Annotated in this window: 23 protein-coding genes and 1 pseudogene; 10 read left to right on the plus strand and 14 right to left on the minus strand. The window is 60.4% G+C overall.

What is annotated here, in order from left to right:
• Positions 1–93 precede the first annotated feature (93 nt).
• Complete coding sequence (locus ACSQ83_RS27945; protein WP_436230425.1) at positions 94–969, minus strand: LysR substrate-binding domain-containing protein; 876 nt, start codon at positions 967–969, stop codon at positions 94–96.
• Between the two features lie 131 nt (positions 970–1,100).
• Between ACSQ83_RS27945 and ACSQ83_RS27950 the strand changes: the two genes are divergently transcribed.
• From ACSQ83_RS27950 to ACSQ83_RS27975, 6 genes and pseudogenes are all read left to right on the plus strand, one after another.
• Positions 1,101–1,964 carry an alpha/beta hydrolase gene (locus ACSQ83_RS27950; RefSeq protein WP_436230456.1) on the plus strand — a complete coding sequence of 288 codons (864 nt, stop codon included), beginning with the start codon at positions 1,101–1,103 and terminating at the stop codon, positions 1,962–1,964.
• 58 nt (positions 1,965–2,022) lie between these two features.
• Positions 2,023–2,649: pseudogene (locus tag ACSQ83_RS27955) on the plus strand (MFS transporter); the annotation flags it as partial.
• Positions 2,650–2,791: 142 nt separating this feature from the next.
• On the plus strand, positions 2,792–3,412 hold the full coding sequence (locus ACSQ83_RS27960; protein WP_436230426.1) for an MFS transporter: 621 nt from the start codon (positions 2,792–2,794) through the stop codon (positions 3,410–3,412).
• Positions 3,413–3,476: 64 nt separating this feature from the next.
• Positions 3,477–4,328 carry a DUF72 domain-containing protein gene (locus ACSQ83_RS27965; RefSeq protein ID WP_436230427.1) on the plus strand — a complete coding sequence of 284 codons (852 nt, stop codon included), beginning with the start codon at positions 3,477–3,479 and terminating at the stop codon, positions 4,326–4,328.
• 1,047 nt (positions 4,329–5,375) lie between these two features.
• Complete coding sequence (locus tag ACSQ83_RS27970) at positions 5,376–6,428, plus strand: porin (RefSeq protein ID WP_436230428.1); 1,053 nt, start codon at positions 5,376–5,378, stop codon at positions 6,426–6,428.
• Between the two features lie 89 nt (positions 6,429–6,517).
• Complete coding sequence (locus ACSQ83_RS27975; protein ID WP_436230429.1) at positions 6,518–7,450, plus strand: glycoside hydrolase family 6 protein; 933 nt, start codon at positions 6,518–6,520, stop codon at positions 7,448–7,450.
• 29 nt (positions 7,451–7,479) lie between these two features.
• Here ACSQ83_RS27975 and ACSQ83_RS27980 read toward each other — a convergent pair whose 3' ends face one another.
• Both ACSQ83_RS27980 and ACSQ83_RS27985 read right to left on the minus strand, forming a co-directional pair.
• A complete protein-coding gene (locus ACSQ83_RS27980) occupies positions 7,480–8,184 on the minus strand; it encodes a YceH family protein (RefSeq protein WP_436230430.1) in 705 nt (234 codons plus the stop codon).
• Positions 8,185–8,322: 138 nt separating this feature from the next.
• Positions 8,323–9,111 carry an alpha/beta fold hydrolase gene (locus ACSQ83_RS27985; protein WP_436230431.1) on the minus strand — a complete coding sequence of 263 codons (789 nt, stop codon included), beginning with the start codon at positions 9,109–9,111 and terminating at the stop codon, positions 8,323–8,325.
• Between the two features lie 129 nt (positions 9,112–9,240).
• Here ACSQ83_RS27985 and ACSQ83_RS27990 point away from each other — a divergent pair, with 129 nt between their 5' ends.
• Positions 9,241–10,146, plus strand: coding sequence for a LysR family transcriptional regulator (locus ACSQ83_RS27990; RefSeq protein WP_436230432.1), 906 nt, complete (start codon positions 9,241–9,243; stop codon positions 10,144–10,146).
• A gap of 55 nt (positions 10,147–10,201) precedes the next feature.
• On the opposite strand, the gene ACSQ83_RS27995 is transcribed toward ACSQ83_RS27990, so the two are convergent.
• The 9 genes from ACSQ83_RS27995 to ACSQ83_RS28035 form a co-directional block, all read right to left on the minus strand.
• On the minus strand, positions 10,202–10,555 hold the full coding sequence (locus ACSQ83_RS27995; RefSeq protein WP_089161796.1) for a RidA family protein: 354 nt from the start codon (positions 10,553–10,555) through the stop codon (positions 10,202–10,204).
• A gap of 39 nt (positions 10,556–10,594) precedes the next feature.
• Positions 10,595–11,731: an NAD(P)/FAD-dependent oxidoreductase gene (locus tag ACSQ83_RS28000; RefSeq protein WP_436230433.1), complete on the minus strand. Its 1,137-nt coding sequence runs from the start codon at positions 11,729–11,731 to the stop codon at positions 10,595–10,597.
• A complete protein-coding gene (locus tag ACSQ83_RS28005; RefSeq protein WP_414966419.1) occupies positions 11,724–13,118 on the minus strand; it encodes an NAD(P)/FAD-dependent oxidoreductase in 1,395 nt (464 codons plus the stop codon). Before ACSQ83_RS28005 ends, ACSQ83_RS28000 begins: the two co-directional genes overlap by 8 nt.
• Positions 13,108–13,464, minus strand: a complete 357-nt coding sequence (locus tag ACSQ83_RS28010; protein ID WP_414966418.1) for a (2Fe-2S)-binding protein — start codon at positions 13,462–13,464, stop codon at positions 13,108–13,110. Before ACSQ83_RS28010 ends, ACSQ83_RS28005 begins: the two co-directional genes overlap by 11 nt.
• A gap of 84 nt (positions 13,465–13,548) precedes the next feature.
• Positions 13,549–14,691 (minus strand): NAD(P)/FAD-dependent oxidoreductase, encoded by a 1,143-nt coding sequence (locus tag ACSQ83_RS28015; protein ID WP_414953362.1) that lies wholly within the window; start codon positions 14,689–14,691, stop codon positions 13,549–13,551.
• Positions 14,688–15,485: an ABC transporter permease gene (locus ACSQ83_RS28020; RefSeq protein WP_299701158.1), complete on the minus strand. Its 798-nt coding sequence runs from the start codon at positions 15,483–15,485 to the stop codon at positions 14,688–14,690. Before ACSQ83_RS28020 ends, ACSQ83_RS28015 begins: the two co-directional genes overlap by 4 nt.
• A 13-nt stretch (positions 15,486–15,498) precedes the next feature.
• On the minus strand, positions 15,499–16,371 hold the full coding sequence (locus ACSQ83_RS28025; protein WP_436230434.1) for an ABC transporter permease: 873 nt from the start codon (positions 16,369–16,371) through the stop codon (positions 15,499–15,501).
• Positions 16,358–17,437 carry an ABC transporter ATP-binding protein gene (locus ACSQ83_RS28030; RefSeq protein ID WP_436230435.1) on the minus strand — a complete coding sequence of 360 codons (1,080 nt, stop codon included), beginning with the start codon at positions 17,435–17,437 and terminating at the stop codon, positions 16,358–16,360. Before ACSQ83_RS28030 ends, ACSQ83_RS28025 begins: the two co-directional genes overlap by 14 nt.
• A 52-nt stretch (positions 17,438–17,489) precedes the next feature.
• The gene (locus ACSQ83_RS28035) at positions 17,490–18,581 is read right to left on the minus strand and encodes an ABC transporter substrate-binding protein (RefSeq protein WP_436230436.1); all 1,092 of its coding nucleotides are present in this window, start codon (positions 18,579–18,581) and stop codon (positions 17,490–17,492) included.
• 134 nt (positions 18,582–18,715) lie between these two features.
• Between ACSQ83_RS28035 and ACSQ83_RS28040 the strand changes: the two genes are divergently transcribed.
• Positions 18,716–19,639 (plus strand): LysR substrate-binding domain-containing protein, encoded by a 924-nt coding sequence (locus ACSQ83_RS28040; protein ID WP_414953358.1) that lies wholly within the window; start codon positions 18,716–18,718, stop codon positions 19,637–19,639.
• A 19-nt stretch (positions 19,640–19,658) separates the two neighbouring features.
• Here the strand turns inward: ACSQ83_RS28040 and ACSQ83_RS28045 are convergent, their stop codons facing one another.
• Complete coding sequence (locus ACSQ83_RS28045) at positions 19,659–20,201, minus strand: ureidoglycolate lyase (RefSeq protein ID WP_436230437.1); 543 nt, start codon at positions 20,199–20,201, stop codon at positions 19,659–19,661.
• Positions 20,191–21,168, minus strand: coding sequence for a LysR family transcriptional regulator (locus ACSQ83_RS28050; RefSeq protein ID WP_436230438.1), 978 nt, complete (start codon positions 21,166–21,168; stop codon positions 20,191–20,193). The genes ACSQ83_RS28045 and ACSQ83_RS28050 overlap by 11 nt, the downstream gene beginning before the upstream one ends.
• A 192-nt stretch (positions 21,169–21,360) precedes the next feature.
• On the opposite strand from ACSQ83_RS28050, the gene ACSQ83_RS28055 reads away from it, so the two are divergent.
• Both ACSQ83_RS28055 and ACSQ83_RS28060 read left to right on the plus strand, forming a co-directional pair.
• Entirely contained in the window at positions 21,361–22,044 is a 684-nt protein-coding gene (locus tag ACSQ83_RS28055; protein WP_436230439.1) for a DUF2848 domain-containing protein, read from the plus strand.
• A 242-nt stretch (positions 22,045–22,286) separates the two neighbouring features.
• A complete protein-coding gene (locus ACSQ83_RS28060; protein WP_436230457.1) occupies positions 22,287–23,384 on the plus strand; it encodes a branched-chain amino acid ABC transporter substrate-binding protein in 1,098 nt (365 codons plus the stop codon).
• The last annotated feature ends 1 nt before the right edge of the window (position 23,385 follow it).

The following is a 23,385-nucleotide window of genomic DNA, read 5'->3' on the forward strand; positions in this document are numbered from 1 at the left end:
GCCTCTCCAGCTTATCGACGCAAGCGGGCGGATCTTTAGTGTTGGTAAGGATGGGTAAGGTCAGCGCACTGCATTGACGAAATGCGAGGCGGCTTAAGCCAATGTCTGCAGCAACTTCTGCCGCACAATTCCCGTAATCTCAAGCTGTCGATCATTTTCAAGCATGCCGATTACGCGCTTGAGCGGGCCGTATGGAAGTTGCAATGCAATCAGCGAATGGTCGCGCGTCCAGGCGACATGCTTAAGCAAAGGCACGATGGAAACTCCTACGTTTTGCCGCACCAGGTCGATGATGGCTGCCACCGAATTGACCTCAAGAATCTCCTTGGGTTTTATCCGCATGCGCCGCAAGGTCTGTTCGACCTTGGCTCCCGTTGGCGAGGTCCGGTCGAAGCGAAGGAACGGCTGGGTCTTTAGCAAGGACGCGACATCGGCCTGTGCCGTTGCCACCCGCGTGCTTGCAATCAACATCAAGGGCTCTTCGTAAAGCGGTGTCCATTGGAGATTGGCGGGCGTCTCGTAAGGTATTTGCACGATAAGCGCGGCGTCTATCTGGGACGCCGTGACCTGCTCTGCAAGCTCTCCGGTGTGACCAAGAACGAGCCGGACATCGAGTGCCGGATACTGCGCCTTCAGGCTGACCAGGTTCTCCGACAGAAAGCCCATTGCTGAAACAATTGCACCCACGGTAATGCTGCCGGCAATCTCGTGACCCGTGTCCGCGTCGGCGAGCATTGCCTCGTACGCCGCGACCAATTTGCGCGCTTGCGGAATCAACGCACGTGCGGCGGGAGTTAGCGTAATGACCCGCCCTGACCGGAGGAACAGCGGTCTCCGGAACTCTTCCTCAAGCGCACGCATCTGCTGTCCGACCGCTGCCTGGGTCAACGCAACACGGCCTGCGGCCGCTGCGAAGGAGCCGTATTTTTCGACGGCAAGGAAGGTGCGCAAAAACCTAATGGTGCTCATGGGAATGGCATTCCAACATTGCGAGACTAAAGATTTAGTTTAGTTTGTGTAAATATAAATCAGTTAGTTTTTTTGAATAAGCGACTGCACAATTGTACGGTGAATCATTCCTTTACAAGGCTGCAGACATGATGCATGGAACTGAATTTCCGCCCGTAGACGAACCCGTCGAACGTGGACAAGCGTATTACGAACTAGGATCGACGACCGTGTTTGCATCGCGTCACGACCCACGTTTCGCTTACACGTTGTATGTGCCGGAAACGATCCTCGAACCGGGCAATGACGTTGAGCTCGTCGTGGTCATGCACGGCACGGGGCGCCAGTTCGCGCACTACCGCGATGCGTTTGCGGAGTTCGGCCGCTGGAACAACTGCGTCGTCTTATGTCCGCTCTTTCCAGTCGGCGTGCGCGGTGACGGCAACCGGGACGGCTTCAAACATCTGGTTGAAGGCGACATCCGCTATGACCGCGCGCTGCTCGACATGGTCGATGAAATCAGCGACCGCTATGGCAAACGCTTTGACCAGCTCGCGTTATTCGGCTTCTCCGGCGGCGGTCAGTTTGCAAATCGGTTTGCCTATCTGCATCCAGAAAAGTTGTGGGCCGTGTCGATCGGTGCACCGGGGTCGGTGACATTGCTCGATATCGATCGCGACTGGTGGGTCGGCTTGCGTGGTTTCGAACAGCAGTTCGGCAAGGCATTCAACCTTGACGCCTTGAAGCGCGTGCCGGTTCATATGGTGGTCGGCAAGGCGGATCTGGAAACATGGGAGATTACGCACCGCGAAGGCGGCCGTCACAACATGCCCGGAGCAAACGACGCCGGTAAGACGCGTCCAGAGCGCATCAGGACGCTCAAGGCGTCGTTTGAAGTTGCAGGGGTCCATGTCGTGCTGGACGAACTGGATAACGTGCCACACAACGGCATGATGGCCGTGAGCGCGGTTCAGGACTTCCTTGCAGCCGTACTGCGCGAGCGCCGGTCCAGCTGATTCAAGCGATACCCCAAACAAACTCGCTTTACCGGCGACGTGCAGGAGGAGACGGCTTATGAATCCAGCAGAACACGAACGCGGATCAGTGCCCGCTGCGCCCGACCTGCGCCAAGTCCGCCGCGCGTTAATTGCGTCGGTGATCGGCAGCGGCTTCGAGTGGTTCGACTTCACGGCGTACGTCTATTTCTCGAAGACCATTGCCGAGGTGTTCTTCTCGGTGGGAAGCAGCGTGGTGTCGATGTCGCTTGCGCTCGCCACGTTCGCTCTCGGCTTTCTCGTCCGGCCGCTTGGCGGAGTCCTCTTAGGCATCTATGCGGATCGCGTTGGCCGTGCTCGCGCCCTTTCGTTGGTTATGCTGATGATGTGCGCCGGCACGCTGATATTGGCCTTGGCGCCTGGCTACACGACGCTGGGCGTCGCCGCTCCCCTGCTCGTTCTGCTGGCGCGGCTGGTCCAGGGACTGGCGATTGGCGGCCAGTTCAGCCTTTCGTCGGTCGTGGTGGTGGAAAGTGCGCCGCCCGGCAAAAAGATCTACGGCAGCTTCAACATGTCCTCGCAGGCGCTAGCCATCTTGCTGGCCTCAGGATGCAGCTATTTGCTGATCAACAATCTCTCTGCACATTCGCTGTCGGCGTGGGGCTGGCGCGTGCCGTTCCTGATTGGCGCACTCATCGGACCACTGGGCTTTTACATCCGCCATAACATTGCCGAGTCGCCGGAGTTTGAGGCGCTGCGCAAGCAAGTTCGCGGGCGCAACACGAGCTTTCCGGCTGCGCGACTTTGTGCGCGAACAAGGCGATGCGGCGTTATGTGCAATGGGCGTGATGATCATTGGCACGGCCTCGAATTATTTGTGGAACGCGTATTTGCCCGTGTATGTGGAACGCCAATTGCATCTGCCGCTCAAGTCGGCTTTGCTTGGGACGTTTATTGGCGGGGTTATCAACTTCCTGCTGTTCCCGGTCTCGGGCAAACTCGCCGATAAATTCGGTGCGTACCGCCTTTTTTATCCACTGGTGATCAGTTGGTTGTTATGCACGTTCCCGTTGTTCTGGTTCATTGTCTCCGCGCCATCGCTCACGCGCCTCTTGATCGCGCAAATTATTGCGTCGCTCTTCCAGGCTGCCATCGCCGGTCCACATCCCGGCATGCTGGCGGCAATCTTCCCGGCGAAGGCGCGTTCAACTGGCGTGGCGCTGTCGTACAACCTCGCAGTCACTGTGTTCGGCGGCCTTGCGCCGCTGACCGTGTCGACGCTGACTCAATTCACGGGCAGCCACTATGTCCCGGCGTTTTATGTCGTCTTTGCCGCGCTGATTTCGCTTGCACTCGTGTCGTTCACGCGCACCGGACAAATGGCTTTGGCTAGCGACCGCGCTGACAGGAAGCTTTTTCCCGCGGCGCAGCATGGGCCCGCATCGGACCTTCAATCGTCCGATGGCTGACCACACGCCCGACGGTATTTCGCTACACTTGAGCGCATCGAGTGCACTGGGAGGGGTCTCATTCATGGCAGCAACCCGGAAGACGGCGAGCAAAGCTGGTGAAGCGGGCAAAGCTGGGCAGATCAGGATCGGCATTGGCGGCTGGACCTTCGAGCCGTGGCGCGGCACGTTTTATCCGGAAGATCTCGTGCAAAAACGCGAACTGGAGTACGCGAGCCGCAAGCTGACCACCATCGAGGTCAACGGCACGTTCTACGGCTCGCAGAAACCCGCCACGTTCGTGAAGTGGCACGACGAGACCCCGGATGATTTTGTCTTTTCGCTAAAGGCTCCGCGTTTTGCGACGAACAGGCGAGTGCTCGCGGAAGCCGGCGATTCCGTTGACCGTTTCCTTGCGAGCGGCGTGCTCGAATTGAAGAACAAGCTTGGCCCGATCAACTGGCAATTCGCCCCGACCAAACAGTTCGATCCGGACGACTTCGAGGCTTTCTTGAATCTGCTGCCGCATAAAGTCGATGGCCGTGAGATCCGCCATGCGCTCGAAGTGCGGCATGAGAGTTTTCGCGACGAGACATTCGTTGCCCTTGCGCGCAAATATGGTGTTGCCATCGTCATGGCGGGGGATTCGAAATATCCGCAGATCGCGGACGTCACGGCAAAGTTTGTCTATGCGCGGATCATGGGGACAACTGAGCAGTTCGCTCAGGGTTATGACCAAAAGATGCTGGATCTGTGGACTAAGCGAGCGCGTGAATGGGCATCGGGGGGTGGGCCGAAGGGGCTTGAAACGCTGGGCAAACCTGCCGCGGCGACAGCGGCGCGAGACGTCTATTTGTATGTGATCAGCGGGTTCAAGGCACACAACCCGGCGGCGGGCATGGCTATGATCGAGCGATTGAACGGTAGTGGTGCTTGAGTGGATTCAGCTGCGCTTACTTCAACTTGGCCGTCGTGCCGGGCGCGGTTAGCGCTTTGAGGAGCCAGTTCGTGGCTAGTCCTTGCGGGTGGTGTTAGTGGTCTACGTCATTGCCGGGTTGGTGCTTTCAAGGTTAGTGGTCTGCGAGAGTCGGCTTTTCTCTTTATCACTATTAGCCACTGCGCGTGGCGGCGCGTCATTTCTTTGTCCAAAGCGACAAAGAAACGAAGCAAAGAAAACGCTTTCACCGCTCTACCCTAAGTGTCCACAGCGTGCAGTTTCTATTCATGGGTGCCCCAAAAGCACGGTGCTCGCCAGAGCCACGGATGGTTGAAACCCTCCTTCTCGCGAATCCTGACAGTAAAACGCTTCGCCCCGTACGCTCTCGGGCAAGCACCCTTGCCCCACGGACCCGCACGGCCTCACACGTATCTTCCGCTATAGTTCTTCGCGGGTTAGCTGCTCAGGTTGCGCCGCTATTTTCGGGGTTAAGCCTCACTCAATCTGCTCCCTCATTTATTGACGGGTTGCAAAGTGGTTCGGTATGCGTACAAATTTGGTGGATGGTTTTCCGCGGATAGCGCGGGGTGCTCTTCGGGCGGGTTCAGTCACTGGTGGCGAAGCGTGGGGTATCTGTGTTCGGAGAAAGAGGGGTTCACACATCCGTGGCTCTTGCGAGCACCGTTCTTTTGGGGCACCCATGAATGAAAACTGCACGCTGTGGACACTTAGGGTAGAGCGGTGAAAGCGTTTTCTTTGCTTCGTTTCTTTGTCGCTTTGGACAAAGAAATGACGCGCCGCCACGCGCAGTGGCTAATAGTGATAAATAAATCAGCCAACATAAAACGCGCAAAAACCTAAAAAGCAGCAACCCGGCATTGACTCCGACCGCTAACGCAGAACCCGTGCAACCCAACACCGCCACTACCGCCCCGCCCCCCGAAAACCAAGCGCCAGCGCCCCTTCTCGTGCGAACGAATATAAATTTCATTGCAACGACAGTTCAACTTGCTACAGTCGCGGAACTCCTTGCCAAGACCCATCGCGATGAAATCCCCAGTCCGGCGCCGTGCCAAGCTCCTCCGTCGCACTTGCAAACACGCCCTGCTCTGCGCGCTACCGCTCCTTACCACTGCAGGCACAGTCCGTGCGCAAGGCTCAGTCACGCTATACGGCACGCTAGACACCAGCATCGAAGTAACGAACCCCGGCAATGGCTGGACCACGCGAATGGACTCCGGCGCGTATCGTGGCTCACGCGTCGGCTTGCGCGGCCGTGAAGCCCTCAGCAGTGACACCAGCGTGATCTTCGACCTGGAGAACGGCTTTGGCTCCGCAAACGGCACCCTCGATACACCCGGCACGCTCTTCAACCGGCAGGCATGGATCGGCCTCGACGCACCGTGGGGCGAGACCCGCTTCGGCCGGCAATATTCGCCGCTCTACATCCCGTTCAAGGGCGGACTCGATGCTTTCGGCGCAGGTACCATTGGATCGGGGCTGAACAACTTGTCGAAGATCACGCCCTACACGGACAACGCGCTGACCTGGATCTCGCCGACAATCGGCGGCTTCACCGTCACCGGCATGGCCGCGCTCCGCGACCCAGGCGATGGCAACGGGTTCGGCGGGTATTACACAACAGCCAATTACACGCACGATGCCCTCCAGTTATCGTATGCACGGCAACAAACCCACGGCGACACGGGATTGCGCGCGAACTTGGCCGGCGCGTCTTATCTGTTCGGTCCCGTGCGCGCTTACGTCGCGCTGTTCAACGGCGACGGCGGCAGCCCCCGCTATCACGACGACGGCATTTCGTTGTCTGCTTCCTGGGCCATCTCCCCGCTCGCGCGCGCGTCACTAGGCTACGCGCACGCACGCGATCGCAGCGGCCAAGGCAACAACGCTGACCAGTTCAGCGTGGCGTTCGAATACACAATGTCACCCACGCTCCTGCTCTATTTCACCGCCGCCGACCTGGAAAATCGCGGCGCAGCTACGTTCACCCTGCGCGGCGTCAACGTCACAGGCTTGCCGGTCGCCTACCCGGGCGCGCCGGTACGCGGTGTGCAAGTCGGCATGATCGAACGATTTTGAACCGGCCTTTTTTACGTAACGCGATAGACAAGCTCAGCGCAACAACTCGAAAAATCTTCAGAGACATCCGCCCTCGAAGTGAACCGGTCATGCTTATCAAATATTCTCTTGTTATCGCGGCGATGCTTTTTCTGGGCGTTACGCAAGCGCGTGCGGACAGTGGGTTTTATGTCGATCCCGATTCGAGTCCTGCGTTATGGGTGCGAGCACATCAAGCGGACCCGCGCGCGCCACGCATTGCCGAGGCGATCGCCAACGTACCCATGGCCCGCTGGTTCGGCAACTGGAGTGGCGACGTGCACAAGGCAGTCAAGCGCTTCGTCGACAAGGCGGATGCCAACCATCGCGAACCTATCCTCGTTGCCTACAACATTCCTCATCGCGATTGCGGAGGGGCATCGGCGGGCGGCGTGGACGACGCCTCCGCTTACGAAGCCTGGATAGACGCGTTCTCGCGCGGCTTGGGCAGTCATCGAGCGATAGTTATTATTGAGCCGGATTCGACCGCGCAACTGGACTGCTTCAAGACCGATGGCGAGCGCGAGGAGCGGCTTGGCTTGCTGCGTGATGCGGTCTCGCGTTTTCATCTCAACGCGCCGGCCGCGGATGTCTATCTCGACGGCGGCAACGCACGCTGGATTCCCGCAGCCGCCATGGCGGCTCGACTCAATGCGGCCGGTTTGAGCGAAGCGAAAGGCTTCGCACTGAACGTATCCAATTTCTACACGACGCAGGAATCGGCGGCTTACGCATACGCGGTGAATGCCGCTTTAGCGGCGCAATTCGGCTATAGCAAACCGTTCGTTGTCGATACAAGCCGTAACGGCAAAGGCTCGGATGGCCAGTGGTGCAATCCGCCCGGCAGGATGATCGGCGCGCGCACGACTGGCGCCTCGGGCGCCATGCTGCCGATATGGATCAAGATTCCAGGCAGTTCCGATGGACCCTGTGGGTCGGCTCCCACGTCACCCGCCGGCGCATTCAGCCCGGAACTGGCGCTGCGTCTTATCGACGGTGACTGAGGCGCGAGCCGAAATGCTAGAACCTGAGGCTAGCCGCTCGTTTTGTCGAGGTTGATGCCCAGCTCGGCAGCCATCTGTTCGACCATCGTCCGAAGGCGGACCAACTCGTCGCCGAGGCGCTTGTGATCGGCTTTGAGAATCTCGAACTCCGTATATGAAACGAAGTCGTCGACCGCTCCGCTAGCCGACGCTTCGCTCACACTCACGCTCACTTCGCCGCATAACAAATGCGCCCAGCGGCTCTCGCGCTCGCCCGGCGTACGCGGCAGCTTCACGACGCGCGGCGGCTCGCTGGCGGCGAGTTCATCGAGGAACGCCTCGACCGACGATACATCGGCGAAACCATGCAGACGCGCGGCGTTCAAGCGTAGTTCGGCGGCGGTCTGTGGTCCGCGCAGCATAAGCGTGGTGAGCAACGCCGCGGCCTGGCTCGGGATGCCCAGCACGCGGTTCATGTTGTGCTCGAAGCGCGGCACGCGGCTGCTGCTGCCTTCGAACACAAGGCTCAGGCGTTTCAGGTCATCTACGGTCGTGAGAACATCGGCGTCGGTGACGTTCATCACCGGGGAACGCGCGGTCTTCTGGTTGCAGCCGGATGTCAGCGCATTGACCGACAGCGGATATGCATCGGGAACCGTGTGCTGCTTTTCGACAAGTACGGCCAGCACGCGCGCCTCGAGCGGCGTCAAAGTGCGCATGGGTGGGCGTGAGGGAGCATCGGGAGTGGAGTTCATGCTTGGCGTCGCTGAGTGCAGATACGTGTATTCGGACCGGGCGTTGAGCCGGGCGATAGACCTCTATAGGCGCTTAACCAGCCTTGTGAAGAGCACTATGATATCCGCCCTGCCCTTGCCCGAGAATACGTGGCAATCTCAAACGGCACTCTCAAGCCCATCGACAAACCCGCGAATGATCCCGGCCACTTCCACCGGCGATTCAAGTGGTGACAAGTGGCCGGTACCGGGCAGAACATGCATGACCGCATGGGGCACGCGCGTGAGCAATTGCGCTTCGAGGATCGCGGGGCCATCGACGCGATCAAGCTCGCCGGCAATGACCATGACCGGTACATCGATCGCGGCGGCATCGAGCGTAATGTCTTCCTGGCTCGTCGATCGCGGCCATGCCAGCTTCGCCTGTGACGCGCCACGCAGGCTGTCTTCAATCACCTGTTCCCGATGCTTCGCGCTCAGCGGCTTGGCGGTCAGCATCTGGTCGATCGACATGCCGACCGACTCCCGCGTGAGGTAAGCCCCTTCCATTGCCGCACGCACTTCAGCGGGCAAAGCCAGCGGACCCGGCGGAGACGGCGCAACGAGCACGAGCCCCGCCAATCCCTGCGGGCGGCGCGACGCGAGTAACTGCGCGATCTTGCCGCCCATCGAGTGACCAACCAATACAAAGCGCTTCAGGTCCATTGCAGCAATCATGTGCTGCGCGTCGTCGGCGAAATCGGCGAGCGCGTATCCCGCGGGCGGCGCGTCCGAGTCGCCCCAGCCCCGAAGGTCCGGCGCGATGGTCCTGTATCCCGTCGGGAGCGCCGCTATCACGCCGTCCCACGTGCGCGACGATCCTCCCCAGTAATGTAGAAAAACGACTGGCAGCGCGCCGTTGCCCTGGTCTTCCACGTGAATGTTTATTCCGTTGGCTGCTACTTTCATCGCGTTGCTCCTTGATATCGACGGCTTGACCACGGTCGGCCAAACTCACAAGGCGATGTTAGATTAAAGCGTATTGAGCGATAATCCCCTCATTAGTATCATCACTCCATCATCTAGCTATCGAATAAAATGGATCGCTTCGCAAGCATCGCCGTGTTTGTTGCCGCTATCGACGAGGGGAGTCTCGTGGCTGCCGGCAAACGTTTTGGCCTGTCTGCATCCATGGCCGGCAAATATGTCAGCGCGCTCGAAGCCGAGCTGAATGTGCGCCTGCTCCATCGCAGCACTCGCAGCCTGAGCCTGACGGACGCCGGGCGCACTTATTACGTCCGGTGCCAGCGCATCCTGGAAGAGTTCGACGATGCCAATCGGGAGGCCAGCGACGCGCACAGCACGGTGCGCGGCACATTGCGGGTCGCCGCGCCCGTCACCTTCGGGTCGATGCATATGGGCGAGGTGGTCGCGCGATACCTTGACGACCACCCGCACGTCAGCATTGAAGTTTCGCTCGATGATCGTTATGTCGACCTGCAAAGCGCAGGCATTGACGTCGCTATCCGGATTGACAAGCTGCCCGACTCTGATCTCGTTGCGCGGCGTCTCGCGCCCTGCCGCATGGCGATCTGCGCGGCGCCGACGTACCTGCGCCGGGAGGGCACGCCACAGAATCCAGATGACTTGCGACGCGCGCCTCGTCTTGCGTTCAGCGAGGCGGTATCGGCTCCCGAGTGGACACTGACGGACAAGCAGAATCGCGAGCATGTGATCGACGGGCCGCTTCGAATGCAGGCCAACAACATGCAGATGCTGCTCTCGTCAGCGCTCGCGGGCGTCGGCATTGCGTACGGCCCCACCTTCGTTTTTGGGCAGGATATCAAGGCAGGGAACCTGATCAAGCTGCTGCCTGACTACAGGACTACCGAGCTGACTATTAACGCGGTGTATCCGACTGCGCGCTACGTGCCCTCGAAGGTTCGCCGGTTCATCGATTACCTCACCGATGCGTATCGCGACGAACCGCCATGGGACCAGTAACGGCTTTTAGTACTTGCGTAATGCCACCACCGGCGCTTCCGTGGTGGCACAACAATCACGCTAGCGCAGTCACCGTAATCTCAACCAGCAGATCCGGCGCGGCCAGCTTCGACTCCACCGTCGCGCGTGTCGGGGCACAACCCGGCGCGACCCATGCGTCCCATACTTCGTTCATGCCCGCGAAGTCGCGGCCAATATCGGCCAGCCAGACTTGCGCCGACACCAGCCGTGTTTTATCGATACCCGCTTGCGCGAGGTACCCATCAATCTTTGCAAGAACCTGCTGCGTCTGGCCTTTTACATCGAGCGTACGATCATTCGACGTTTGCCCGCCGACGAACACCAGCCCTGCAGCCTTCACGACACGGCTCATCCGCTGATTGGTTTCAATCCTGACGATGTCATTCATAAGTATTCCTTGTTTAATTAGAGTAACGATCAATCATCTCTATGCCGGCGCAACTTCCTTGAAACGGTCGATGGCAAACGCATCCAGCGGCAAGGACGCCACGCCGTCCAGCACCAGCTCTGAAACCAGCTTCCCACATGCCGGCCCCAGCTGAAACCCGCTGCCGCAATACCCGAACGAATAGGTCAGGTTAGACGCACGCCGGCTAGGCGAGATCACGGGCAACGAGTCGTCGGTGAAGGCTTCCACGCCGGCCCATGCGCGATTGATGCCGAGATTGCGCAAGTGCGGAAACAGATCAACGACCGTATTCGCGCTCTTGACCAACCGCGCGAAATCGACTTCGCCGTGACGTCCGGCCAGGTCCGCTATTCCGATCAGCTTGCCGCCAATCACCACCGTGCCGTTATCGAATTGCTTGAACGATAACGGCCGTCCCGTTGCACCCAGCGTCGCTCGGCAAAACGGTGCGGCGCGATGCGTGACCATCAACATCAGCCCTTCGGGATGAACCGGCACCGGCTCGCCCACTTGCTCCGCAAGCTCGCCCGACCACGCCCCGGCCGTGACCACCAGTTTCGTGGCCGAAAACACGCCCGACGGTGTATGCGCGAACCAGCGTTCGCCCTTCTGTTCAATGCGCGTGACCGGCGTGCCTTCATGGAACACAGCGCCATGACGCTCCGCTGCCAGCCTGAACGCGGTCGTTGTCCGGAACGGCAACGCGTAACCATCGCGTTCAACCCAGATACCGCCAGTCACCTGCGGCGTGAGTGCCGGCTCCAGTTCAAGCACGGTCTCGCGATCGATGATTTTCTCATGCGTGAAGCCATGCGACTCGAGCAACGCGACACGTTCTCGGCATTCATCGAGTTCGGCGCCGGTCTCTGCAATCTTCAATTGACCCGATGCCACGAAACCGCAGTCGTCGCCCACGGTATCAGCGATGTCATGCCAGATCTCACGCGACATCAGCGCCAGAGGAATCTCGGGCACTGGCCGGCCAAGCGTGCGCACGCCGCCTGCATTGACACCCGATGCGTGGCGGCCGACGTAATCGGCTTCCAGCACGGTCACGCTCACACCACGGCGCGCGAGATGGAATGCACTGCTCGATCCATGCAGTCCACCGCCGATCACCAGCACGTCCGACTCTTTGGCGACGGGATTATTCACCAGCCAGTTCTCCGAGCGTGAGCGGCTTGATCGGCGGACGGATGCGATAGTAGCCAACAGTCTCGGGAGGCACGCTGCGTGCATCGGCGATCACTTCGGTCACGGTCAATCCGCACAGCCGGCCTTGACATGGGCCCATGCCGCATCGGCCGAAGGACTTCGCCTGGTTCGGTCCGAGACAGCCGAGCTTCACGAAGCTTCGCAGTTCGCCGGCGGTGACTTCCTCACATCGGCACACGATAACCTCGTCCTTCGGCATACGGTTTTCATCGCGTGGACGATACAGACTGTCGAGAAAAGGACGAATGCGCATGACTTCAGCGAGGCGTCGAAGCAGCGGCGCGGCGCGGCGGTTGCGCGCGGCGGTATCAATCGCGCCGAGCTGCGCAGCGATCGCCAGCGCGGTCACTTCTCCCTGCGTCTCGGCCGCCTGCGCGCCGCCTATCCCGCCGCCATCGCCCGCGACGAAGATGCCGGGGACATCGAGCTCGCCCCATTGATCGGTTAAGGGTGCGAAGCATAATTGCGCTTCGTCCCACTTATGCGACGCCCTGAGCGAATGCGTGAACTGCGTATTGGGCACCACGCCCTGATGCAGCAGGATCACATTCGCCTCTATCCGATGCGAGACGCCCCGCACCGAAAAATTCAGCGCGCGTGCGCGTTCGGACCCGTCTTCATCGATACCGCTTTCCACCCGAAGTTCGTCAGCAGCTTCGTGCATTGCCACGCCTGCGTCGCGCAAGGTCCTCATGAGTTGCAGGCCCTTGCTCAGATACGGCCACGCACGCAAAGCCGACAACATGTGGCGTTTGGCGCGCCAGCGGTCCTCGTGACGCGTGGTATCCACCAGCGCGCGAATGGGCACGCCCGCGCGAACGTACTGCCATCCGAGCAAGTACAGCAGCGGTCCGCAGCCCACGAGTATGGGCGGTTCGGCCGGCACTTCGCCCGCGCTTTTCAACAGGATCTGTGCAGCGCCGGCTGTCATCACGCCGGGCAGCGTCCAGCCCGGAATCGGGAAGGGCCGTTCAAGCGCGCCGGTCGCGAGCACTACGCGCCGGGCCTCGAAGCTGCTCACCTTGCCGTCTTTGAGGTAGTGCACCGAGCGCTCGCGCGTGACTTGCCAGACCGACGCGTTCGGCACATAACGCGCACCTGAACGCGCAAATTCGCTCGCCAGCGCCGCACCCGCCGCATAGTCCGGACCGAGGATTTCGCGGCGCTGCGCGTCGCTACGTTCAATCGCCCGATAGATCTGGCCGCCAACCGCTTCCTGTTCATCGAGCAGGACCACGGACAGGCCGGCTCTCGCGGCCTGCGTCGCGGCCGCGAGCCCGGCAGGCCCGGCGCCGATCACGGCGACATCGACGGTATCAGCGGCCATGTGCATTCTCCAGCGGGTTCATGTCCGAAGACGGCGGCAAGTCGCGCGCGCCCTCTTGCGAGTGGATACGCATGCCGTCCTTTACCGTCACGAGACAACTCTGCCGGCTCGGCATGCCGTCGATCTCCACCAGGCATTCGAAGCACGCGCCCATCATGCAATAGGGCGCACGTGGCGCGCCCGACACCGGCGTCGCGCGAAACCGCTGGACTCCGGCAGCAAGCAGTGCGGCAGCAACCGAGCGTCCGCCCGGTACGCTGAGCGGCTGGTCGTTGAACCAGATATGAATTGTGGCCTGAGCATCGGTAGCCGGCGTGAGCACTTTGAATAGCGGTTTTGAAGTCATAGTCGGACAGGTCGAGGCAAAGCGGAATGTCGGCGTTCCGGGTGCATCGTCTTCAGGGCCGATGCAAGCGAGACGTTGAAGCGGTTAGTGAGCATGGCTGGTCGCGTGCTCGGCGGCGAGAAAGCGGCCACCTCGAAACGCGGCGAGTTCATCGGGGATCGGACCACCCTTGATCCATGGAGCGATGCGCATGGCATGTGCTGCCGCAAGCGTCACGCCGCTGTGGCAGGTCACGACGAACGCGCCCGGATACTGCAGCGACTGTTCGTAGATCGGGAAGCCATCGGGGCTATAGACACGCAGCGCCGCCCACGTGCGTACCAGCCGCACGTTCTTCAACAAGGGGAACGCACGCACGCCGCGCCGCGCAATGGTCGAGAGCACGTCGGCGGTCGTGAAGTCGTTGTAGCCGACCTCTTCCATTGAGTCGCCGAACTGCACTGAGCCTTCATCCGTCTGGCGCACATTGATGGTCGGGTAATGCAGGAACGGAGCGACACGTTCACTGACCAGCACCTGTCCGCGATTCGGTGCAACCGGCGCATGCAGACCTACCTGGGCGCTGAGCGCGCGGTTGCCGAGACCTGCTGACAGCACAACCTTCGGCGCGCGCCACACAGCTTTCTTGCCGTGCACGGCGAAGCCGTTCGTCTCGGGAACAATGCGCCCGATATCTTCGCCATTGACCAGCGTCACGCCGCGCTGCTGCATGGCTTCGTGCAACGCCCGCAGCAGTTTGAGCGGATTCACATGACCGTCCATCGGCGTATAACTTGCGCCGATCACCTCAGGTCCGACGGTCGGAATACGTTCACGCAACTCGCGCGCATCGAGCAATTGATAGGGATACTCATCACCAAGTTCTGTCTGTAGCGTAGACAGCCGCTTTTCGCGCTCGGCCAGTTCTTCATCAGAGAAACATAGATGGAAACCGCCGGGCTGCTTGAGCGATACATCAATGCCGGTCTCTTCCAGCAACGCCGCTGCGAGCCCCGGCCACAGTCTTGACGAACTGCGCGACCAGCGTGCGTAGGGTGTCAATCCGTATCCCTTACCCTGCACCCAGACCAGCCCGAAATTGCCGCGCGACGCGCGAAAACCGCCATCGCCCTGATCCAGCACCGTTACCTTGGCCCCTTCGCGCGCGAGCCCATAGGCTACTGCCGTTCCTACCAGCCCGCCCCCGACCACCAGCACGTCGGGACTGTCGACTGAATGACCTCTCATCGTGTTTCTCCAATCAGGACGCGGTCCAGACCGACCATCCGGTCGAGCACCAGCATCAGAACTATCGTGCCGACGATCAACACGGTCGACACGGAGGCCACCAGCGGATCGATCGTCTGCGCGATCTGGTTGTACATCGCGACGGGCAGCGTAGTCGTGCCCGGTGTCGCGACAAAAATGGTCATGGTGAGTTCGTCGAAGCTCTGGATGAACGACAGCACCCAGCCGCCGGCCACGCCCGTGCGGATCATCGGCAGCACGACGCGGCGAAAGGCGGTGAAGCGGCTAGCGCCACATGACAACGCGGCCCGTTCGGCATCGCGATCAAGGCCAATAGCCGATGACAACGCCAGCCGCAACGCGTACGGCAACACGATGATCACGTGCGTCGCGCAGAGCGCCCAGAACGACCCGCCGAGTCCGAGCAAGCTAAGAAATCGCAGGAACGCAATGCCGAGCACCACGGCGGGAATCATCATGGGTGACAGGAAAAAACCGGTCAGCGCGCCGCGCCCAGGAAAGCGATATCGGGCGATAGCAAGCGCCGCCGGCAACGCGAGCGCTACGCCTATTGTCGCGGCCACCAGCGCGAGGCGCACCGAGAGCCAGAAGGCATCGACGATCTGGTCGTTGTGCAGGAGCGCCCTGAACCAGCGCAGCGACGCGCCATCGAATGGGAGAGAAATAAAGCCCTTGTCGGTGAACGAGACCGCGATCACGACAACGAGCGGCGCGGCGATGAACGCGAGAAACAGCGCGTTGAACAGCAGCCCCAGGAATCCGTTTTGTTTCATGACGTCTCCCGGTTCAATCGAAGATGTGCTTGAAGCGGCGTTCGGCAAGACGAGTGCAACCCAGCACGATTGCCACGTTGGCGATCAGCAGCAGGACCGCGATGGTCGCGCCCAAAGGCCAGTTCAGTGTGCCGAGAAACTCGTCGTACGCAGCGGTTGCAACCACCTTTAGACGTCGGCCGCCGATCAGCGCGGGCGTCGCAAACGCCGATGCCGACAGCGCGAACACAATGATCGATCCAGACAAGATGCCCGGCAGGATTTGCGGTAGCACCACACGCCGGAACACGCGAAAAGGCGACGCGCCCATCGACCGGCCGGCCCATTCCACTTGCGGGTCCAGCTTCTGCAACGTCGCCCATACCGACATCACCATGAAGGGCACCAGCACGTGCGTCAGCGCGATCACAACGCCTGTCATGGTGAAGACCAAGCGAATAGGTTCATCCGTGATGTGAAGCGCCTGCAGCGCATTGTTCAGTACACCGTTGTTACCCAGCAGGATCTGCCAGCCGAGCGTGCGCACCACTACCGATATCAACAGCGGACCCAGCACGACAAGCAGACAGATGGATTGCCACGGCCGCTTCATCCGTGCGAGCACGATGGTCTCCGGTACGCCCAGCACTACGCAGAGGAAGGTCACCGCGAACGCCATGCCCGCAGTGCGCGCGAAGATTGCACCGTAGTACGGATCGGTGACCACTTCGAGGTAGTTGCGCAACGTGTAGGTCGGGAGCGTGCCCTGGCTATCGCTGAAAACGTGGAAGGACAGTACCAGCGTCAACAACAGCGGCACCAGCAGCAGGCTGCCGAATAACAGCAACGCGGGTGCGGAGAGGAGCCACGGCGCGGCGCCCGCGCGATCGTTGTCAAGCGTGGCCATGGTGTCCCTCCTTCTGGAGCACACGCAGGTCGTCGTCCGACCAGGCCACGCCGACTTGCGCGCCTTCATCGGGCGGCGGAGCGCCGTTGTTCGACTGCGCCACGCTCAGTTGCCCAAGACCGGTATCGATCAGGAGAAGCCACTGGTTGCCGGTGAACACCCGCGTGGTGATGCGGCCGGTGGCACGCACACCTTGCGTACCCATCGTCGTGAGATGAACCTTCTCCGGGCGGATATAGACGTTCACCTCGCCTTGCACATGGCGGCCTTCGTGCGGAACCTTGAGCGTGGTGCCCGCCACATCGATTTCAGCGCAACGCGCGTTGAGGCGCAATACCGCGCCGGGCAGCAAATTAGTCTTGCCCAGAAATGCCGATGCAAACGGCGTCTCCGGCCGCTCGTACGCTTCGAACGGCGTGCTCAATTGGGCAATCTTTCCACGATGCATCACCGCAATGCGATCGCTCATGGTCATGGCTTCGACCTGATCGTGCGTGACAAGAATGGTGGTTATGCCAAGGCGCTTTTGAATCGATCGCAATTCGATGTGCATCTCCTCGCGCAACTTGGCGTCGAGGTTGGACATCGGTTCGTCGAGCAGGAGTAGTTCGGGGCGCATCGCAAGTGCACGGGCGATGGCCACACGTTGTCGCTGACCACCCGACAACTCTTTCGGATATCGCCCGCCCAGTCCGTTCAGACGCACGAGGTCGAGCGCTTCTGCCACACGTTCGGCGCGCGCCGCGCGTTTCATGTTGCGCATTTCCAGGCCGAAACCGACGTTACCGTTCACCGTCATATGCGGAAACAACGCATAGCTCTGGAACACCACGCCCATGCCGCGTTTCTCCGGTCGCTCATGCGTAATGTCGCGGCCATCGAGCAGGATGTTGCCGGTGCTTGGCGTGACGAATCCCGCGATCATCTGCAAGGTCGTGGTCTTGCCGCAACCGGATGGACCGAGCAGCGACAGGAACTCACCACGCTCGACATCGAGGTCAATATGCTCGATCGCGGTGAAGTCGCCGTAGTGCTTCGAGATGCCTTTGAGGGTCAGAAAGCTCATGTGCGTCCGTGAGTTAAAGTCGGCGGTCGTGGTGCGCGGGCGAAGGTAAAGCTCACCGCTCCACGCTGCGATTCCAGCGCTCGGTCCACTCGGTTCTATGTTGATTGATCGTCGTCCAGTCCACTGCGACCAGCTTCGATATCTGCTCAGGACCATACGGCACGCGCGCCGCCACGTCCGGCGTCAGTTGCACGGTCTTGTTGACCGGTCCGAGGCCAATTGCCTGTGCCTGGATCGTCTGCACTTGCGGACTCAACAGGTACTGGATGAACTGCTGCGACAACGCGGGCTGCGCGTTCTCCGCCACGGCGCAAGCGCCAACCTGCAGCGCAACGCCGCCCTCTTTCGGATAGAAGAACTTCAGCGGGAAACCGGTGTTCTGCAGCGCAACGGCGCGGCCGCTGCCATACGGCGCGATGATCACGTCGCCGCTTTGCATGAGGCCGTCCATCTCGCCGGGCGTCGGCGCCCACGAGAGGACATCCGGTGCGACCTGCTTGGTCATCGCGGTGAACCCCGGGTCTATATTCTTCTCGCCGCCGCCGTTCAAACGCGCGAGCATCACCAGCGTATGCAGGCCGTATGTATTGGTGATGGGCGGCATGCCGAGCTTGCCCTTCAGGCGCTTGTCGTACAGCACGTTCCAGGAATCCGGCGCGGGCAGGCCCATCTTCTTGAAGGCGTCCGCGTTATAGCCAATGCCGGTCGCGACCATGCCGACACCCACCGAGGTCTGGCCAAGACGCGCAAGCGGATACAGGTCCTTCATCACCGGCGCTTCCTCGACCTTCGCGCACAAACCCATCTGCATCGCCTGGTACATCGGACCGTCATCCATGACCGCGACGTTGATCTGCTGATGCCCTTTTTGCGCCTGCAATTTCGCGAGCGTGTCGCTGGAGTTACCGGCGACGTAGACGATCTTGACGTCGTGCGCTTTCTCGAACGGCGGGATGATCTTGTCGCGATACATGGTCTCATTCGAGCCGCCGACGTTCGCCACATACAGCGTGGTTTCAGCGTGTGCCAGCAGCGATCCGGACAATGCCCCGGCGCAGCCGAGCGCGGCCAGCAGCGGCCGCAGATACGAACGAGAAGACAAATGAGTCGACGACAGGCAACGGATTTGCTGCAGTTGTTTCATGTGCGGTTCTCCAGACTATGCGGCGCGAACGGTTGCGGAATGTGATCAGGCAAATTTATTTTGTTCGTCGCGAGGCATATCGTCCAATAAGAATAAAATAACTATCCATACGAGGATGATATGGGTTTCGTTCAATGAATCTTAAGCACATAGAGGCGTTTCGGGCAGTCATGTTGGCGGGTTCAATGACTGCTGCGGCCAAGGAATTGTTCACGTCGCAGCCCAATATCAGCCGCCTGATATCGCAACTCGAACGCGAAACCGGACTGCTGCTGTTCCAGCGTAGCGGCGTCCGCCTGATTCCGACTAGCGAAGGAAATGCGTTTTTTCGTGAGGTGGAACGGGCGTATGTAGGCCTTCAGGGGCTGACGAATGCGGCGGCTCAGATCAAGAATCTGGGAACCGGTCGATTGCGCATTGCAGCAATGCCGTCAGCGGGAATGACGCTCGTGCCGCACGCAATCCAGCGCTTCCAGGCATTGCATCCGGAAGTCACCGTCTCGCTGCATGTGAACACTTCAGGCACCGTCAATCACTGGACGAGTTCGCAGTTCTGCGACCTTGGGGTCGCGATCTATCCAAGTGAAGCGTCCAATTGCGAGGTCGAGTTGCTGTCGAAAGTGGCGGCGGTAGGCGTGCTGCCCGCGGGTCATCGGCTGGCAAAAAAGGCGTCGCTCAAGCCGAAAGATTTTCAGGGAGAACCCTATATATCGCTGTGTCATGGCGACGGCACACGCGCGCAGATGGACGAGGTCTTCGCGCATGCAGGCGTTGAACGGGTCATGGCAATCGAGGCTCAATACTCGGCCATCTGCTGCGAGATGGTTCGCAGCGGCATGGGCGTGACGTTGTCGCATCCTATCGTTGCACAAGATTTTGCAGGGCCTGGGATCGAGATCCGTCCGTTCATGCCAGCGGTCCTGTTTCCCATCTATTTGCTGTTTCCCCCGCATCAGCCACGGACTCGCCTGACCATGGAATTCGTCGACATACTGCGAGAAACACACGACGATCGGATGGCGGCAGCGGATAAGCTTGGACGGTTGAAACGGGCTTGAAGGGACGTGGTTGTGGCGACTACAGACCCGCGAGCCTGTGCGCCGGAATCGACTTGATCGCGCTCTCGCATGCGGGCGCTCCGGTCTCCAGATGAACCACCAGGTCGTAGGTCGTCGAGCGCCGCGTGAGCATCAAGCATGTCGACTCGCCTTGCGATACGCGCGTTGCATGCCAGCAATGCGGCCGCATGCAGATGCCCTCGCCTTGTGGCACCCAAAACGCGCGCAGTGTTTCCATATCGGGTTGGCCGCCCTCCATGCTCGTTGCAACGATCTGGATAACAGGCGCGGTCAGCGGCACGATGGCTTGCTGCGTGAGCCAATGGGCTTCGAGGCTTGCGACTGTTTCATCGGCGTTCCGATACTTTACCCATAGCACTTCGGTCTCGCCGGCCACGCCTGTATCGAAGAGATGTTCGCGCCAGAAATCCGATGCCGGACTTGTGTAAGCGGGAACGTGACCATCGGTTTTAAGCGGTTTGCCCAGCATCCAGCCATAGGCACTGAAAGCCTCGGCGCTGAGCGGTTGAATCGCTAAAGAAGGATAAAAATCAGTCGGCATTTTTCGATGGGACGTGGAGAGCTGATGATGGAACCGGCGTGTCGTTCGTGCTGGGAAGCAACGCGAAATCGGGGCCGTTGGCGAGACTGAAATCGCGCACCACTTGTAATGCAAGCCGCGTAATGGATTCGCACAACAAGCTGTCCGGGCTGCGCCTGAACGTGGCAACGAGCGGGAGAGCCGGAACGCGGTGCGTCACCTGCAGCAATTGCAGCCTTCCCGATTGCAACTCGTGCATGACGAAGGCAGTCGGCAGCACGGCTATGCCGAAGCCATCGATAACAAGACGGATGATCGCGGCCACCGACGACACACAATTGATCTGGACGGTGGTCTCTCCGCTGGCTCCGAACAAGTCAGTGAGGAAACCATGCGGCGCCGAGTGCCGCGCAAAACTGACGATAGGAAACGCAGCCAGCTCGGCCTCCGAAAGCGCTTCAGCCGATAGATTGAGCGAAGGGCTCGCCACCCATCGCATGGGAAGCGTCCCCAGCGGAATGTTGACGGCGTCGCTGCCCGTCACGTTCGTGGTCAGCAGCGCCACGTCAACGTTGCCATTGATCAGATGCCCGGAAAGATTGGCCGTGGTGTCCGACGTCAGTTCAATGGTCAGGTTCGGATACTCCTCCCGCACCCGCTTCAGCAAGTTCGGCAACCATGTATGCACGACCGACTCGATCACGCCGAGCCGCAGCAGCCCCGATACCTTGGAGCGGTCGCTGACGCTCGCGAGCATGTCCCGGTTCAGCTTCAGGATTTGCTCGGCGAACGCGAGGGCCTTGGTGCCTTCCTGCGTGAGCGTCACATCGCGTGGACCGCGATCGAACAGACGCACGCCAAACTCCTGCTCCAGAGCCGATATCCGGCTGGAGATGGCGGCCTGGGTCGCGTGCAAATGCTCGGCCGTCATCCGGAAGTTGCGCAGTTTGGCGAGCCATACAAACGTTTCGAGAAAACGGACATTCATGGCGCACTCCGGCTGATGCGTTGAGTGGCGAAGCGGCGAGCATCGACCAAATCATTCCCTCTTACTTTATAGCTGGAAGAATTCCGGCGTGACAAGAAAAAGTGACCACGTGGGCCCACATTTACTTGTTGGACATCGCCGCGCCCTTCTTCAAGACTGTCATTCATTGAATCCACCGGGTGAAAGGTTTTGATGAAGACACTTGAATGCAGGATAGACGACGGCGCGGGTATAGAGGTGACGGTGAACCGCCTCGTCATCGCCGGCTGGGCAGGGCGGGACGCGCGCGATGTCGAGCACCATATCCGCGAACTGGAAGCGCTCGGCGTCAAACGTCCGGCGTCAGTGCCGACGTTTTACCTGGTCTCGCCCGCCTTGCTGACGACCGAGGACGCCATCGATGTGGTTGGCGTTCACTCGTCCGGCGAGGTCGAAGTCGTGCTGATCCAGACCGCCGCCGACGGCTTGCTCGTCGGCATAGGGTCCGATCACACGGATCGCCATGTGGAAAGTTACGACGTCGCGGTCTCCAAGCAGATGTGCGCGAAGCCGTTAAGCACGGTGCTCTGGCGTTATGCCGATGTCGCCCCGCATTGGGATTCGCTGATCGCGCGGAGCTGGCGAATCGACGATGACGCCGATCCTGCGCTGTACCAGGAAGGCACGCTCGCGCGCTTGCTGCATCCGGAAGACCTGATCGAACGAAGTTTCGGCGCGGTCGCCATGCCGCCCGGATCGGCGATGTTCTGCGGCACGCAAGCCGTGCTCGGCGAACTAAGCGCAGGATCGGGCTATGAGCTTGAGCTACACGATCCGGTACTGGGACGCAGCCTGCGGCACCGTTACGCGGTCGACTCACTCGCTCATGTTGAATGAAACCGCGCGACTTTCTCGAGGCATTAGATTTGTTTATTGCCGGCCAACAGAATTAGTCGCTGGACGTGGCAAATTGGCCTTTGAATACTGAGCCTCATTCGCTTCCCGTGTCGCCGGCCGTGTTCGATGAACACGGCCAGCCCGCTCACTCTCCAAGCCTCAAGGATCCGCCCGTGACTTCCTCTTCCGCCCCGCTTCGTTTCGCGCGTCCCGCTTGCTCCACCCTCGCCGCCGCGGTTCTCCTGACCATTAGCGGACAAAGCTATGCCGCCGACCCGAGGGTCGTCCTGATCGGCCACGCTGCCCCATTGACCGGGCAGCTTTCCCATATGGGCAAGGACAGCGAGAATGCTGCGCGGCTGGCGATCGACGAAATCAACGGCCAGCACCCGACGATTGGCGGCAAGCCGGTCAGGTTCCAACTCGATTCCCAGGACGATGCCGCCGATCCGCGCACCGGCACGCAGGTCGCGCAGAAGCTGGTGGACGACGGCGTGGTAGCGGTTGTGGGCGACATTAATTCGGGCGTCTCGATCCCTGCATCGAAGATCTATAGCGAAGCGGGCATCGTGCAGATTTCGCAAGGGTCGACCAATCCCACTTACACGCTGCAGGGATACAAGACCACGTTTCGCGTAGTCGCTACCGACGCGCTTCAGGGCCCTGCACTCGCCCACTACGCGCTCGACTCGCTGCATGCGAAGCGGATTGCGATCATCGACGACTCCACTGCCTACGGCCAGGGCCTCGCCGATGAATTCGAAAAGGCCGCAAAAGCGAACGGCAGCATGATCGTCACGCGCGAAGCGACCAACGACAAGGCGACCGACTTCCGCGCGATCCTGACGAAGATAAAAGGCTTGCGCCCCGACGTTATCATGTACGGCGGTTCGGACGCGACCGCCGGGCCGTTGGCCAAGCAGGCGGGCAATCTCGGGATCACGGCGAAGGTGCTGGGCGGCGACGGCGCGTGCACGGAGAAGATGATCGATCTGGCCGGCGATGCGATCGGCAACGTGACCTGTTCAGAGGCGGGTCTCGCGCTCTCGAAGATGCCCAAGGGACAGGACTTCGAAAAGCGCTATGCGGCCCGTTTCAATACGCCGATCGATGCTTACGCGCCGTTCACCTATGACGCCGTCTACGTGATCTACAACGCGATGAAACGCGCGGACTCGACGGAACGCACGAAGGTGCTTGCGGCGATGCCATCGACACAATATGACGGCGTGATCGGCCGCATTGCGTTCGATCCGCATGGCGATCTGAAGGATGCGGCCATCACGATCTATCAGTTCAAGGACAAGAAGAAAACCGTGATGGATGTCATCAGGATGTGAA

Origin of the sequence: Caballeronia sp. LjRoot29, from assembly GCF_964252755.1 — a bacterium.
GTDB lineage: Bacteria > Pseudomonadota > Gammaproteobacteria > Burkholderiales > Burkholderiaceae > Caballeronia.

Coding starts and splice junctions, on each gene's coding strand:
- ACSQ83_RS27980 (WP_436230430.1), bottom strand. CDS start 8,184: ATGAACTCCACTCCCGATGCTCCCTCACGCCCACCCATGCGCACTTTG.
- ACSQ83_RS28045 (WP_436230437.1), bottom strand. CDS start 20,201: ATGCCGACTGATTTTTATCCTTCTTTAGCGATTCAACCGCTCAGCGCC.
- ACSQ83_RS27945 (WP_436230425.1), bottom strand. CDS start 969: ATGAGCACCATTAGGTTTTTGCGCACCTTCCTTGCCGTCGAAAAATAC.
- ACSQ83_RS27975 (WP_436230429.1), top strand. CDS start 6,518: ATGCTTATCAAATATTCTCTTGTTATCGCGGCGATGCTTTTTCTGGGC.
- ACSQ83_RS27985 (WP_436230431.1), bottom strand. CDS start 9,111: ATGAAAGTAGCAGCCAACGGAATAAACATTCACGTGGAAGACCAGGGC.
- ACSQ83_RS27965 (WP_436230427.1), top strand. CDS start 3,477: ATGGCAGCAACCCGGAAGACGGCGAGCAAAGCTGGTGAAGCGGGCAAA.
- ACSQ83_RS27960 (WP_436230426.1), top strand. CDS start 2,792: ATGATCATTGGCACGGCCTCGAATTATTTGTGGAACGCGTATTTGCCC.
- ACSQ83_RS28025 (WP_436230434.1), bottom strand. CDS start 16,371: ATGGCCACGCTTGACAACGATCGCGCGGGCGCCGCGCCGTGGCTCCTC.
- ACSQ83_RS28030 (WP_436230435.1), bottom strand. CDS start 17,437: ATGAGCTTTCTGACCCTCAAAGGCATCTCGAAGCACTACGGCGACTTC.
- ACSQ83_RS28010 (WP_414966418.1), bottom strand. CDS start 13,464: ATGACTTCAAAACCGCTATTCAAAGTGCTCACGCCGGCTACCGATGCT.
- ACSQ83_RS28035 (WP_436230436.1), bottom strand. CDS start 18,581: ATGAAACAACTGCAGCAAATCCGTTGCCTGTCGTCGACTCATTTGTCT.
- ACSQ83_RS27950 (WP_436230456.1), top strand. CDS start 1,101: ATGCATGGAACTGAATTTCCGCCCGTAGACGAACCCGTCGAACGTGGA.
- ACSQ83_RS27990 (WP_436230432.1), top strand. CDS start 9,241: ATGGATCGCTTCGCAAGCATCGCCGTGTTTGTTGCCGCTATCGACGAG.
- ACSQ83_RS27995 (WP_089161796.1), bottom strand. CDS start 10,555: ATGAATGACATCGTCAGGATTGAAACCAATCAGCGGATGAGCCGTGTC.
- ACSQ83_RS28050 (WP_436230438.1), bottom strand. CDS start 21,168: ATGAATGTCCGTTTTCTCGAAACGTTTGTATGGCTCGCCAAACTGCGC.
- ACSQ83_RS28005 (WP_414966419.1), bottom strand. CDS start 13,118: ATGGCCGCTGATACCGTCGATGTCGCCGTGATCGGCGCCGGGCCTGCC.
- ACSQ83_RS28015 (WP_414953362.1), bottom strand. CDS start 14,691: ATGAGAGGTCATTCAGTCGACAGTCCCGACGTGCTGGTGGTCGGGGGC.
- ACSQ83_RS27970 (WP_436230428.1), top strand. CDS start 5,376: ATGAAATCCCCAGTCCGGCGCCGTGCCAAGCTCCTCCGTCGCACTTGC.
- ACSQ83_RS28020 (WP_299701158.1), bottom strand. CDS start 15,485: ATGAAACAAAACGGATTCCTGGGGCTGCTGTTCAACGCGCTGTTTCTC.
- ACSQ83_RS28055 (WP_436230439.1), top strand. CDS start 21,361: ATGAAGACACTTGAATGCAGGATAGACGACGGCGCGGGTATAGAGGTG.
- ACSQ83_RS28040 (WP_414953358.1), top strand. CDS start 18,716: ATGAATCTTAAGCACATAGAGGCGTTTCGGGCAGTCATGTTGGCGGGT.